Annotated in this window: 8 protein-coding genes; 2 read left to right on the forward strand and 6 right to left on the reverse strand. The window is 63.5% G+C overall.

What is annotated here, in order from left to right; all coding sequences use genetic code 11:
• Positions 1-15: 15 nt before the first annotated feature.
• Positions 16-1,116, forward strand: coding sequence for an alpha/beta hydrolase fold domain-containing protein (locus tag IB275_RS20780; RefSeq protein ID WP_192290832.1), 1,101 nt, complete (start codon positions 16-18; stop codon positions 1,114-1,116).
• A 476-nt stretch (positions 1,117-1,592) separates the two neighbouring features.
• On the opposite strand, the gene IB275_RS20785 is transcribed toward IB275_RS20780, so the two are convergent.
• The gene (locus IB275_RS20785) at positions 1,593-2,009 is read right to left on the reverse strand and encodes a carboxymuconolactone decarboxylase family protein (protein ID WP_151187780.1); all 417 of its coding nucleotides are present in this window, start codon (positions 2,007-2,009) and stop codon (positions 1,593-1,595) included.
• Between the two features lie 112 nt (positions 2,010-2,121).
• Here IB275_RS20785 and IB275_RS20790 point away from each other — a divergent pair, with 112 nt between their 5' ends.
• Positions 2,122-2,919 carry a cyclase family protein gene (locus tag IB275_RS20790; RefSeq protein ID WP_192290834.1) on the forward strand — a complete coding sequence of 266 codons (798 nt, stop codon included), beginning with the start codon at positions 2,122-2,124 and terminating at the stop codon, positions 2,917-2,919.
• Positions 2,920-2,988: 69 nt separating this feature from the next.
• Here the strand turns inward: IB275_RS20790 and IB275_RS20795 are convergent, their stop codons facing one another.
• The 5 genes from IB275_RS20795 to pepN form a co-directional block, all read right to left on the reverse strand.
• Positions 2,989-5,370, reverse strand: coding sequence for an efflux RND transporter permease subunit (locus IB275_RS20795; RefSeq protein ID WP_081519390.1), 2,382 nt, complete (start codon positions 5,368-5,370; stop codon positions 2,989-2,991).
• A 14-nt stretch (positions 5,371-5,384) separates the two neighbouring features.
• On the reverse strand, positions 5,385-6,467 hold the full coding sequence (locus IB275_RS20800) for a YCF48-related protein (RefSeq protein ID WP_192290836.1): 1,083 nt from the start codon (positions 6,465-6,467) through the stop codon (positions 5,385-5,387).
• A gap of 286 nt (positions 6,468-6,753) precedes the next feature.
• A complete protein-coding gene (locus tag IB275_RS20805; RefSeq protein WP_081519388.1) occupies positions 6,754-8,121 on the reverse strand; it encodes a DUF1329 domain-containing protein in 1,368 nt (455 codons plus the stop codon).
• Between the two features lie 74 nt (positions 8,122-8,195).
• Positions 8,196-10,163: a DUF1302 domain-containing protein gene (locus IB275_RS20810; RefSeq protein ID WP_192290838.1), complete on the reverse strand. Its 1,968-nt coding sequence runs from the start codon at positions 10,161-10,163 to the stop codon at positions 8,196-8,198.
• Between the two features lie 488 nt (positions 10,164-10,651).
• A complete protein-coding gene (gene pepN / locus IB275_RS20815) occupies positions 10,652-13,309 on the reverse strand; it encodes an aminopeptidase N (RefSeq protein WP_192290840.1) in 2,658 nt (885 codons plus the stop codon).
• Between the last annotated feature and the right edge of the window lie 132 nt (positions 13,310-13,441).

A 13,441-nucleotide genomic window follows, 5' to 3' on the forward strand; every position in this document is an offset into this window, starting at 1 on the left:
GCCAGAGGTGCCTCCATGCCCGCCCACCGGCTGATTCCAGCGCTGGCCGCCGGCCTGCTGCTGATCTGCAACTTGCTCCAGGCAGCCCCGCTGAGCGCTGCCGAGGTCCTGCCACCGACCCAGCCACTGCAGGGCCCCGGCGGCTCGAACTATGCCCACGCCGATGTGCGCCAGTCGCACTTCACCACCGACGGCAACGAGTACTGGGTGTTCACCCCGGACCGTCCTGCCCCGTCCACGGCCCCCGTCGTGGTCTTCACCCACGGCTGGAGCGTCATGCAGCCCGACCTCTACCGCGCCTGGATCGAGCACATCGTCCGGCGCGGTGCCATCCTCATCTACCCGCGCTACCAGGCCACGCTGAAGACGCCGGCGGCGGAATTCCTGCCCAACGCCGCCGATTCCGTGCGCCGCGCCCTCGCCGATCTGCAGGCGGGCAAACTGGGGGTGAAGCCGGAGCTGGAGCACGTCGCCTATGTCGGCCATTCGGCGGGCGGCCTGATCGCCAGCGGGCTGGCAGCCTCCTGGCAACGCCTCGGCGTGCCACAACCGCGCGCGCTGATGGCGGTTGAGCCGGGCAAGAGCAGCGGCCCGCGCTGGCGGCAGGTGCCGCTGGAGCCACTGGCAAACATTCCCGCCGGCACCTTGCTGCTGGCTGTTTGTGGTGATGAGGACGATCGCGTCGCCTGCGATGACGCGCGACGTGTCTACGCGGAAAGCAAGCAGGTCGCACCGCGCGATAAGGACTTGCTCCTGCTTCGCAGCGACCGCCACGGCAGCCCGCCGCTGCTGGCCAATCACGCAGCACCAACCGCGCCGCGTTTCGATCCGCGCTACCCGCCCAGCGACTCTTCCAGCTGGCTGCTCAACCGCGTGCAGGAACGTGTGAAGCAGCGGCTCAAGCAGGGCCAGCGTCCGGCGCACAACGCTTTGGCCACCGATGCGATGGACTGGTTCGGACCGTGGAAGCTGTTCGATGCGCTGTGCGATGCGGCCTTCTACGGCCAGGATCGCGATTACGCCCTGGGCGGCGGGCCGGCGCAGCTCTCCATGGGGCGCTGGAGCGATGGGACTCCGGTGAAGGCGATCCAGCGGTTGTCCCAATCCGCCCCCTGATGGTTCGGGCGCATGGCGGGTTCGCGAGCAGGCTCGCTCCTACGAAAAGCCACCGCTCTGGCTCTGGCTCTGGCTCTTAAATACTTCCAGAGAAATGTCCGCACACTCCAGAGTGCCCCTTTCAGAAGGCCGAAGGTGATCGGAGTTTCAGGGGTTGAGCGACATGGATGTCGCGAGAGCGTTGTCGGGCCAGGGATGGCCCGTCAACGCGGGCCCCTGGAACTCCGAAGAACCGAGGGTACTTTTCGCGCAGCGAAAAGCCGGATGCCAGGGGCGAGACCTTTGCCTACTTTGGGTCTTTCCAAAGTAGGTCGCCCGAGGGGGCGAAACAAGATGCTTGGGCGTACGCCGAAGCGACGCTGAAACACCCAGGCCAACGCAGCAGACCTGCAACACCAGAGCAAAAAAACGTCGGCCCTGCCGACGGATCGCGGGCATGGCCCGCTCCTACAAGGTCAGCCCCTGGTCCAGTCGACTCAGCTGCCGCTGCTCTCCATCACCGCGCCCTTGAACACATCGTCCAGCGGCACCTGGTAGCCGATGGCAAGGCGGTTCGTTTCGTTGGCCATGGCCACCACCGCCATCAGCTCGCCGAGCATGGCGTCGTCCATCCCAGCCTTGCGCGCTGCGGCACCGTGGGAGCCGATGCAGTAATTGCAGTTGTTGGTGACACTGACGGCAACGTAGATCAGTTCCTTCACCAGCGGGTCCAGTTGCCCCGGCCCCATCACTTCCTTGAGGCTTTCCCAGGTGCGCTTGAGGGTCTGCGGATGGTTGGCGAGGGCCTTCCAGAAGTTGTTCACCCAGTCGATCTTGCGGGTCGCCATGATGTCGTCATAGACGGCACGGACTTCAGGACTGGCTTCGGCGTACTCGATGAGCTGGAAGGACATGGTGGCTCCTAACGGAAAGGAATAAGAAAAGCAGAATTCAGAATTGGATGGCGGAATGAACGATGGAGAAAGATAAGGCGCTTTCTCCCCTCCCCGTCAAGGAATCAGACCCATGCAACGCCTCCCCGCCCTGCTCTTCGCCGCCGCCCTGTTGCCCGCCGCAAGCCAGGCTGCCCAGCCCGGCCTGTGGGACACTTACGCCAGTCTCAAGCAGCACACTTTCGTCGACCTGACCCACTCTTTCGACAGCAACACGCCGCACTGGAAAGGCTTCGACCCCATGGGCCGCAAGACGCTCTACACCGTGGACAAGGATGGCTTCCAGGTGGAGCTGTACAGCCACGTCGGCCAGTGGGGCACCCACGTCGACCCGCCGGTGCACTTCCACAAGGGCCTGCGCAGCGTCGACCAGCTCGATGTGAAGGAGCAGTTCCTGCCGCTGGTGGTGTTCGACATCCATGAACAGGTGGCGAAGAACCCCGACTACGTACTCACCCTCGCCGATGTGAAGGCCTGGGAGGCCAGGCATGGTGCGGTACCGGAAGGCTCCTTCGCGGCGCTGCGCACCGACTGGTCCCAGCGCTGGCCAGACCAGGCGAAGATGCAGAACCAGGACGCCAAGGGCGTGGCGCACTATCCGGGCTGGAGCAAGGAGGCGCTGGTGTACCTCTACGAGACGCGCAAGATCACTGCATCGGGCCACGAGACCACCGACACCGATCCGGGCATCGCCACCAGCAAGGACGACTATTCGCTGGAGTCCTACATCCTGGGCACCAACCACTACCAGATCGAACTGCTCGCCAACCTCGACAAGGTGCCCGAAGCCGGCGCGCTGGCGGTGGTGAGTTTCCCGAAGATTGCCCAGGGTACGGGCTTCCCGGCGCGGGTGTTTGCGATTCTGCCGTGAAGGCGGCCCCTACGAAGAACATAAAAAAACGCGGCCCGAGGGCCGCGTTCTTTATTGCTCGAGCGTCGATCAGTGAACCAGGATCGAAGCCTTCTTCTGACGCACCTTCTCCGGGTTGATCAGGAAGCGCGCCAGCGCCGGCAGCAGCCACAGGGCGCCGAACATGTTCCAGAGGAGCATGAAGGTCAGCATCAGGCCCATGTCGGCCTGGAACTTGATCGCCGAGAAGATCCAGGTGGCTACGCCGATGGCCAGGCACAGGCCGGTGAACAGTACTGCTTTGCCAGTGGACTTCAGGGTCTCGTAGTAGGCTTCCTGCAGGGACAGGCCCTGGCGCAGGAAGGACTCCAGGCGGGTGTAGATGTAGATGCCGTAGTCCACGCCGATACCCACGCCCAGCGCGATCACCGGCAGGGTCGCCACCTTCACGCCGATGCCCAGGGTCGCCATCAGCGCGTTGCCCAGCACCGAGGTGAGGATCAGCGGCAGCACGATGCACAGGGTCGCGGCGAAGGAGCGGAAGGTGATCAGGCACATCAGCGCAACGCAGATGTACACCAGGATCAGGATGGTCAGTTCCGAGTGCTTGATCACGTCGTTGGTGGCGGCCTCGATACCGGCGTTACCGGCGGCGAGCTTGAACTTCAGGTCGTCCTTCTCGTTGGCCTTGGCGAAGTCCTGAACGACGGCCACGGCGCGGTCGAGGGTCTCGGCCTTGTGGTCGTTGAGGAACACCAGCAGGGGTGCCAGCGAGCAGTTGCTGTTGAACAGGCCTTCGGCGCGGCTGATGGAGTTGTTCAGCACGTCCTGGTTGCGCGACAGCGACTCCCACTTCAGGTTGCCTTCGTTCATGCCCTTGATCATCTGCTTGGAGACGGTGACCAGGGAGATGGCCGACTGCACGCCCTGGGTGTTCTCCAGGCGCCAGGCCAGCTCGTCGATGGCGGACAGGGTCTTGTGGGTGGAGCAGCCTTCGGCCTCGGACGCCACCATCACCACCAGCACGTCGGAGCTGGTCGAGTAGTTGCGGATGATGAAGTCGTTGTCCAGGTTGTAGCGCGAGTCCGGACGCAGCTCCGGCGCGCCCTGGTCGAGGTCGCCGATCTTCAGGTGATGACCCTGCCACATGCCGCCGGCGAACATCGCCAGGGCGATGACCACGGAGATCGGGGCCACGGACGGGCTGGCGAAGTTGGACAGCGCACGCCAGAAGGGATGGTCGCGCACGGCGTCTTCCTTGCTGCGCTGTACCGCCTTCTTGCTGATGCCGATGTAGGAAATGGCAACTGGCAGCAGGATCAGGTTGGTGAACACGATCACCGCCACGCCGATGGACGCGCCGATGGCCAGTTCGCGGATCACGCCGATGTCGATCACCAGCAGGGTGATGAAGCCCACGGCGTCCGCGAGGATCGCGATCATGCCCGGCAGGAACAGCTGGCGGAAGGTGCGGCGGGCGGCCAGCAGCGGGGTTTCCGCGTCACTGGACTGCAGGGCGATACCGTTGATCTTCTGCACGCCATGGGAAATACCGATGGCGAAGATCAGGAACGGCACCAGCATCGAGTACGGGTCCAGCCCGAAGCCGATGATGTGCAGCAGGCCCAGCTGCCAGATCACCGCCACCAGGGTGGTGGACAGCACGGCGATGGTGGAGCGCACGCACTTGGTGAACCACAGCAGCAGCACCAGGGTGATGACGAAGCAGATGCCGAAGAAGCCGACCACCATCAGCAGGCCATCGATCAGGTCACCGACCTTCTTGGCGAAGCCGGTGATGTGGATCTTCACGTTGGGGTTCTGCAGCTGGTACTTGTCGCGGATCTTCTCTTCCAGCTCATGGGAGAACTGGCGGTAGTCCAGCTTCATCAGCTTGCCCTGGTCCTTCGGGTCCGGGTAGACCTCCAGCAGCGGCACGTCGACGATGCTCGACTTGAAGTTGTTGGCCACCAGGCGGCCGATCTGGCCCGACTTGAGCACGTTGTTGCGCAGCAGGTCCAGGGCCTTGGCGGAACCGTCGTAGGTCTGCGGGATCACCTCGCCACCGGCGAAGCCTTCCTCGGTCACTTCGGTCCAGCGCACGCTCGGGCTCCACAGCGACTTCATGCCGGAGCGGTCGACGCCGGGGATGTAGAAGACCTCGTCATGGATCTGCCGCAGCGTCTCCATGTACTCCTTGGTGAAGATGTCGCCATTCACCGCTTCCACCGAGATGCGCACGGTGTTGCCGAGGTTGGCCAGGTCGTTGCGGTGCTCCAGCATGTTCTGGATGAACGGGTGCTGCAGCGGGATCATCTTCTCGAAGCTGGTGGACGGACGCACTTGCGTGGCCGACCAGGCGAGGAAGACGGTCACCAGCAGGCACGCGATGATCACGAACGGCCGGTGGGTGAAGATGATGCGTTCCAGGAAAGTCGCCTTGTCCTGTTGATGCTTGTTCAGAGCGTTCATTGCGGCTCCCCGGCTTATTGTTGTTCTGTCAGCTCGGCGCCGGTCGCCGAAGCCAGGTGGATACCGCCCTGGCCGACCAGGACCAGGTTGCCATTGCCGGCCGCGCTCACGCCCGCGAGGGACAGGCGATCCGGACGGTTGACGACACTGAAGCTCACGCCGTCGTCCTTGCTCTCCAGCACGCTGCCGCCATGGCCGACGACGACGATGGTGCCGTCATCCAGCAGGCTGCCTTCGGAGAGGCCGAACTCCAGCTCGCCGCCGTTGGCGGTGGGCAGGCTGACCTGCTGCCAGGTGCCGCCGAAATCGGTGGAGCGGAACAGGTGGCCACGCAGACCGTAGGCCAGGACGGTGCCGGCCTGGGTGGTGCCGGTGGCGCCGAACAGCGAGCCTTCGTACGGGCCCTGGAGTTTTTCCCAGGTCTCGCCCCAGTCCTTGGAGCGGAACATGCTGCCCGCCTCGCCGACCACGAACAGGCCGGAATCCTTCACCGCCGTGATGGCGTTGAGGTGGAACTGGTCTTCGTTGTCCAGGCGATCGCTGACGTCTTCCCAGTGCTGGCCGCCGTCGGTGGTTTCCAGCAGCGCGCCATAGGCGCCCACGGCCATGCCGTGGTTTTCGTCCTGGAACCAGATGTCCAGCAGCGGCGCTTCGCGCTTGAGGTCCTCGAACTGGCGCACCCAGGTGGTGCCGCCATCGGTGGTGGCCAGGACCTGGGCATCATGGCCGACGGCCCAGCCCTTCTTGTCGCTGATGAAGAACACCGAGGTCAGCAACTGGCGGGTCGGCACGGTGGCCTGGGTCCAGCTCTTGCCTGCGTCGTCGGAATAGAGGATGTGCCCGTGATCACCCACCGCGACCAGACGCTTGCCGGCATGGGCAATGCTCAGCAGCAGGCTGCTGGAGGCCTTGGCGGAAACGATCGAGTTGGAATCACTGGCGGCGTCCGTCGCGGCAACGGCATGCAGCGGAGCCAGGGACATCATCAGGAAGGAAAGCGCGCCGAGCAGGGAAACCGTCTTGCGCGACATCGGGAAAGAGCTTCGCACTCCCGATACGGGCTGCTCGCTCGAAGTGCGCCACAGGGGCTCACGCATATGCCTTTACCTCTTTTTCTTATGCAGGCGGTATGTAGTTTGGAGCTATATAGCCAGCCTTTTCCGAGGCTGACAATTAACGGCACGTTATCTTTTGTTAAGCCCTGGCCGCCTCACTCGAAAGGATGACTGCGTTTTGCCATCCCAGCCGAAAGGCGCGCGGCTGGCGGCTTTCAGCGGGGTGAGCGGTAACACTTTTCGCCTTCGCCCTACAGGTTCTGGCGACTTTTCTGCCACAAATGAAAAAGCCCGCCGAAGGGCGGGCTCTTTCAGACATGACACGAACTCAGCGAGTGCCGCGGCGACGCAGTGCGGACGGGCTGAAGTAGGAGTCGTCCGGCACGGCCTGGCCGAAGTCGATGGTGCTCGGCTCTTCGTTGTCCAGGTTCTGTACGTGGTAGCGACGGGCCTGCAGGTCGTGGAAGGTATCCAGAGCGGTCCAGGTGGTGGGCAGCTCGTAGTAGTTCTTCAGGTAGGCCAGCGAGACACGCCACAGCTCGCCGCGACCGTCGTACTGGTCGACTTCGGCGGCGCCCCAGCTGTCTTCGTCCAGGAACAGCACGCGCTTGGAGTAGATGTGGCGCGAGCCCGGCTTCAGGGTGCCTTCGACGACCCACACGCGGTGCAGTTCGTAGCGGGTGTACTTCGGGTTCAGGTGACTGGGGGTCAGCAGATCCTTGTACTTAACCTCAGGGCTGGAAACCTTGTAGTTGTTGTACGGGATGTACATTTCCTTCTTGCCGATCAGTTTCCACTCGTAGCGATCCGGCGAGCCGTTGAACATGTCGGTGTCGTCGGCGGTACGCAGGCCGTCAGCGGCGGCGATCGGGGTGTCGTAGGCCAGGTTCGGCGCACGGCGCACGCGGCGCTGGCCAGCGTTGTAGCCCCAGGCCTGACGCGGTTCCTTCACCTGATCCAGGGTCTCGTGGACCAGCGCGGCACCACCGGCCAGGCGAGCCGGGCTCTTGGTGAACGACAGGTAGTAGAACAGCAGGTTGTTCAGGTCAGCGAAGCTCTTGCCCTGGACGTAGTACTTGAACAGTGCTTCCTGCTGCGAGGTCACCAGCGAGTAGTCACCGTTGCGCTGCACAGCCACTTCGGACGCACGACGCACGATGAAGGTGCCGCGGTAGCGAGCGATGTGGTTCCACACCGCCTCCACGCCGCTCTGCGGGATCGGGAACGGAATACCGCCGAAGGCATCGACGAAGCCGTTGCCGCCCTCGGCCAGCTTGGCGCTGGTGGCGTTCTTCAGGGTGTTGTCATACACCCACTGCGGAGCCGAACCACTGCGGCGGCTCGGGTACACCGGCATCTGGAAGGTGTCCGGGTAGGTGGCGAACAACGCCAGGGTGCCCGGGGTCAGGTTGGCCTTGTACTGGTCCAGGTTCGCCTTGGTGATGGTGTACAGCGGCTTGTCGGCGGCAAACGGGTCGATGTGGTGCTGGCCCGGCTTGTAGCCGGCCGGCGCCTGGGTGATGCCACCGGTCCAGGCCGGAATGGTGCCGGCGGCGTTGCCGGCCTTTTCCGCGCCCATCGGGGTCAGGGTCGACTGCAGCTTGGCCGCGTCCTGCGGGGAAACCGCTGCCAGGGCGCTGCCGGCCGACAGGGCCAGGGCCACTGCGGCGCCAACCAGGGTACGCATGTTGCGCATGTTGCTTCTCCGTGAGGTGTGCGCGGCGGGTACTTCTGAACCCCGCCGCGCGGCTTTCATAGGATCTGTTTTCGTTAGAACGAGTACTTGACGTTGAAGCCCACGTTGTCGCGGTCGCGTGCGGCGTTGTTCTGCCCGGCGCCGTAGAACTCGGTGTATTGCAACTCGGCTTCCAGGGCGTTCAGGTAGGTCGCCTTGACGCCCAGGGTGTAGGCCTTGCGGCCTTCGATGAAGTTGCCGGTCTGGTAGGAGTTGCCTTCGAAGTCGTCCTTGTAGACGGCGTAGGGCGAGATGTTCACACCGGCGAAGACGTCGTTCCAGGTACCCGACAGCAGCAGGGTGTAGCCGTAGGCGTTCTTGTTCACCTGATCGTCGCGGTCGTAGCCGGAGATGTAGGCGCCGTTGCTGCGACCGGAGTAGTAGCGGGTCGAACCGTCGTAAGCGGTGTACTGCAGGTTGCTGCCGCGCAGGTGCTCGGAAGCCAGCTCCGCCACGCCCATCAGCGAGTCGAAGGACAGCGACGGACCGAAGTTGTAGATGGTGCCCAGCGAGGTGTTGAAGGCCTCGACACGCTCGTAGTTGTGGATCTGGTCGCTCATCGAGACCTGACCACCACCGATGTTCACGCTCTTCCCGCTGGCCAGACCCGGAGCCTGGACCAGCAGGTCGCCAAGAAGGTCGTTGGTGGTGGCGATGCCGATCGGCAGGTTCGGGCGGTAGGCCAGCTCACCGAATACCGAGGCGTCGCCCACGGTGGTGTTGAAGCTGAGGCCGTACATGCGGATGTTCTCGACGTACTCGCGGCGGGCGTTGACCTGGTTGGCTACGTCCACGGAGGTCGCGCCGTTGACCAGGCTCAGCACCTGCCCGGCCAGGGCGTTGCCGCCGCCTGCTGCCGAGACCAGCTGGTCGTAGGAGCTGAAGCCGCCAATGCCGGCCAGCTGGTCGAGGTTCACGCCGGCGTAATCGCTGTTCAGGTCAGCGTAGATGGTCGGCTCTTTCGAGTGGTAGTTCACGAAGTAGAAGCCGAACTCAGTGGAGTTCAGTTCTTCGGCCACGTAGTGGAAGGCCACGCCGAACTGGCCATCGTTCTTGGCGTTGATGTCCTTGCCGACGTTGGCGACCTTGAACACGCCATTGGAGTCCAGGTAGCCGGTGCCCTGCAGGCCGCCCACATGGGCTGCCGACAGCTGCGGGTAGAGGGTCTGGAACAGCGGGTTGGAGAGCGCACCCACGGTGGTGTAGGCCGTGTTGCCGCCGTCGGCGAACAGATCGGTCTCGGAGAAGAAGGTACCGACCGGGTCGATGCGGGTCTCTTTCCAGTTCCACTGGTAGAAGGCGTCCATCGACAGGTTGTCGGTCAGGCCGATGTTGAAGCTCGCGGCTTCAACCGGCATCAGCACTTCCTTCAGTTCGGAGCCAGGCAGGCGGAACTTGGCGGCGTCCACCGGGTTGGTGGTGTTGACGCCACCGCGATAGAAGATGCCCTCGCCCCAGTTGAACACCTGGCGACCCAGGCGCGCGGTCAGCGGGTGGTCGGCCACGTCCCAGTTGCCATAGACGTAGGCATCGAGGATCTCGGCGCGGTTGCCGGCGGCGTCGCGGGTCTCGCTGGTGAAGCGGTCGCTGTTGGGGTAGGTCTGGCTCGGCTGCGCCGGATGGTTGTTATCGTAGTAGTCGTTGCGCTTGTCCATGATCTGAGTGTCATAGAAAGCCGAGCCACGTACGAACAGGCCGTAGTTCTTGTAGGTCGCTTCCAGGTCGGAAGTGATCTTGTACACCTCGGAAACCAGGCCGGTGTCGAAGTTGCGGTTGCCGTCGTTGCCGTTGATGTCGTTGTTGGTCTTGTCCTGGCCCTGCACGCGCCACAGAGCGCCATAGGAAACGGTGCTGTCCAGCGAGCCGGTCACCTCGTTGTCGAGGAAGCTGAACTCCACGGCGGTCGCCGGGGCGGACATCAGCAGAGGCAGAATGCCTGCCAGGGCGAAGCCCGCACGAGCAGGCGCAAAACGCAAGACGGGCTTGCGAACTGGGATTTCCATTAGGACTCACTCCATGGACTGATCATTCTTTGGCGGTGCCGCCACTGCGGGCGGTTCACCGTTTTCAGCCGTTATTCCACGGCCTTGTTGTCGTCGATCTGAAGGAAACTCCCCCAAGGTGCTCGACATGCCTCCCGCCCCATCGGACGGGCAAAGGCTAAGCGGGGTCCGTCGGTGCAACCCCAGTGCCAACAGCACCGATGTATCCGATTCTGCTTACAAAAAATAAAGAATCTGCGCGCTACTTTTTGTGACTGGTCGTTCACTGATCAAATCAAGTGGCCGATTGCGCCATTTGCCATCCCTGATGGCGCAATCGGCCCCTGAAGGCGCGACGCAGACACATCGGCGTTTTTCGCCCAATATCACAAAGCGATAAGAATGATATCGGTTAATTTCGATAGGTAACAAAAAGGTGTTACCAACAAAAGTTGGTAACACCTTTTCGAAAGTGCATTGCGCCCCTGGAACGGAGCGCGGCGGGTGTGTTACGCGAGGCTCTTGCTGACTACTTCGTATACATCGCTGGACAGCTCGCCGGACGCGAGGATGCGCTCCAGCTCGGCCTTCATCAGCGCCTGACGCGCCGGCGCGTACTTGCGCCAGCGGGTCAGCGGGGTCAGCAGGCGCGAGGCGATCTGCGGGTTGAGCGCGTTGAGGGTGATGATCTGGTCGGCCAGGAAGCGGTAGCCGGCGCCGTCTGCGCGGTGGAAGTTCACCGCGTTCTGGTTGGCGAAGGCGCCGATCAGCGCGCGGATCTTGTTCGGGTTCTTCAGGGTGAAGGCCGAATGCTTCATCAGTTCCTGTACACGCTCCAGCCCGCCCGGCAGGGTGCAGCCGGCCTGGACGCTGAACCACTGGTCCATCACCAGCGGGTCGTCCTTGAAGTAGTCGGCGAACATCGCCAGCCCCTCGGCCTTTTCACTCTCGAAGGACGAGTTGACCAGCACGGCCAGCGCGGTCAGGCGCTCGGTCATGTTGTCGCACTCCTTGTACTGCTCCTGGCAGGCGGCGAGCACTTCGGCCTTGCCGCTCTGCATGAGGTAGGACAGCGCAATGTTCTGCAGGCTGCGGCGGGCGATATGCGAAGCTTCGGCGACGTAGGCGGTCTCGCGGGACTGCTTTCGGTTGGCCTGGTAGCGCTCCCACAGCGGCTCGTGCAGCGCCGCGCCGATCTGCTGGCGGGCGAATTCGCGGGCGGCGTGGATGGCTTCGACGTCAGCCACTTCGCTGATCTCGGTGAGGTAGGCTTCGCTGGGCAGCGAAAGCATCTCGGCAACCATGGCCTGATCCAGGCCGGTATCCAGCAGCAAGGTGCGGAAAGCGGTGATCAGGCGATCATCCAGGACAAGCTTCTCGCCACGCTGGTGCTGGCCGATCAGTTCCTGCAGGACCTGCACGGACAGCTGCTGGCCGGCCTCCCAGCGGTTGAAGCCGTCCTCGTCGTGCTGCATGAGGAACATCAGCTGGTCGCGGTTGTACGGGAAGCTCAGCTTCACCGGCGCGGAGAAGCCACGCAGCAGCGACGGCAACGGCTTCTCAGCCAGGCCGACGAAGGTGAAGGACTGTTCGGCCTCGGTGACCTGCAGCACGCGATCGCTGCCGTGGGCGTGCTCTTCGCCCTGCAGGCGCAGCGACAGGGCGTTGCCCAGCTTATCGATCAGGCCCATCTGCACCGGAATGACGAAGGGCTGCTTCTCGCTCTGCCCCGGCGTGGCCGGGCAGCTCTGGCGGAAGTTCAGGGTGTAGCTCTGCGCCGCAGCGTCGAAGCTTTCCTCCACCGCCAGGCGCGGGGTGCCGGACTGGCTGTACCAGCGCTTGAACTGGGTCAGGTCGACGCCGTTGGCATCTTCCATGGCCTTGACGAAGTCGTCGCAGGTCACGGCCTGGCCGTCATGGCGCTCGAAGTACAGGTCGGTGCCCTTGCGGAAGCCTTCGGCGCCCAGCAGGGTGTGGATCATGCGCACCACTTCCGAACCCTTCTCGTAGACGGTCAGGGTGTAGAAGTTGGAAATCTCGATGAAGGAATCCGGGCGCACCGGGTGCGCCATGGGGCCGGCGTCCTCGGCGAACTGGTTGGTGCGCAGGAAGGCCACGTCCTCGACGCGCTTGACGGTGCGCGAGTTCATGTCGGCGGAAAACTCGCTGTCGCGGAACACGGTGAAGCCTTCCTTGAGCGACAGCTGGAACCAGTCGCGGCAGGTCACGCGGTTGCCCGACCAGTTGTGGAAGTACTCGTGGGCGACGACACCTTCGACGCGCTGGTGCGCGGCATCGGTGGCGGTCTCGGCCTTGGCCAGTACGCAGCTGGAGTTGAAGATGTTGAGGCCCTTGTTCTCCATGGCGCCCATGTTGAAGTCGTTGACCGCGACGATCATGAAGATGTCCAGGTCGTACTCGCGGCCGTAGACCTTCTCGTCCCAGCGCATCGAGTTCTTCAGGCTGTCCATGGCGTGCTGGACCTTGTCGATGTTCTCCGGCTCGACATAGATGCGCAGGGTGACTTCGCGCTCGCTCATGGTGGTGAACTGGTCTTCCACGCACCAGAGGTCACCGGCGACCAGGGCGAACAGGTAGGCCGGCTTCTTGAACGGGTCCTGCCAGGTCGCCCAGTGGCGGCCGCCCTCTTCCGAGCCGCTGGCCACCGGGTTGCCGTTGGACAGGAGCACCGGATACTGGTGCTGCTCGGCCGACAGCGTGGTGGTGAAGCTGCTCATCACGTCCGGGCGGTCGAGGTAGTAGGTGATCTTGCGGAAACCTTCGGCCTCGCACTGGGTGCAGAACATCTTGCCGGACTTGTACAGGCCTTCCAGCGCGGTGTTGCTTTCCGGATGGATGCGCACGGTGCTGTCGACGGTGAAGGTCTTCGCAGTCGGCTGCAGGGTCAGGTGGTTCTCGTCCTGCTGGTACTGGCCGGCTTCGAGGGTCTGGTCGTCCAGCGCCACCGACAGCAGCTCCAGCTGCTGGCCGTCGAGCACCAGCGGCGGCAAGCCGTCGCCGCGCTCCGGGTTGCGGCGCATCACCAGCTGGGCGTGGACCAGGGTGTGGTCCTCGTACAGCTCGAAGGTCAGGTTGGTCTCGTCGATCAGGTACTCGGGCGCCTGATAATCCTTGAGGTAGATGACTTTCGGTTGCTCGGTACGCATGGCTTTTGGCCCCTTGGAAGGCGGCAGGCAGGATGGGCCGGCCGGAGGAATACTGACTCTAGCGATTGGAAACGGCGCGGGCGAGTCGGGAACGCATCTATCCCTAGATGCGTTCCTCGTGCCGAAAATTCA

The organism is Pseudomonas sp. PDM21, assembly GCF_014852505.2.
Classification (GTDB): domain Bacteria; phylum Pseudomonadota; class Gammaproteobacteria; order Pseudomonadales; family Pseudomonadaceae; genus Pseudomonas.

What these genes read in the sequence shown, in the direction of transcription:
- IB275_RS20780 (WP_192290832.1), top strand. Translation starts at nt 16, where the DNA reads ATGCCCGCCCACCGGCTGATTCCAGCGCTGGCCGCCGGCCTGCTGCTG.
- IB275_RS20785 (WP_151187780.1), bottom strand. Translation starts at nt 2,009, where the DNA reads ATGTCCTTCCAGCTCATCGAGTACGCCGAAGCCAGTCCTGAAGTCCGT.
- IB275_RS20790 (WP_192290834.1), top strand. Translation starts at nt 2,122, where the DNA reads ATGCAACGCCTCCCCGCCCTGCTCTTCGCCGCCGCCCTGTTGCCCGCC.
- IB275_RS20795 (WP_081519390.1), bottom strand. Translation starts at nt 5,370, where the DNA reads ATGAACGCTCTGAACAAGCATCAACAGGACAAGGCGACTTTCCTGGAA.
- IB275_RS20800 (WP_192290836.1), bottom strand. Translation starts at nt 6,467, where the DNA reads ATGCGTGAGCCCCTGTGGCGCACTTCGAGCGAGCAGCCCGTATCGGGA.
- IB275_RS20805 (WP_081519388.1), bottom strand. Translation starts at nt 8,121, where the DNA reads ATGCGCAACATGCGTACCCTGGTTGGCGCCGCAGTGGCCCTGGCCCTG.
- IB275_RS20810 (WP_192290838.1), bottom strand. Translation starts at nt 10,163, where the DNA reads ATGGAAATCCCAGTTCGCAAGCCCGTCTTGCGTTTTGCGCCTGCTCGT.
- pepN (WP_192290840.1), bottom strand. Translation starts at nt 13,309, where the DNA reads ATGCGTACCGAGCAACCGAAAGTCATCTACCTCAAGGATTATCAGGCG.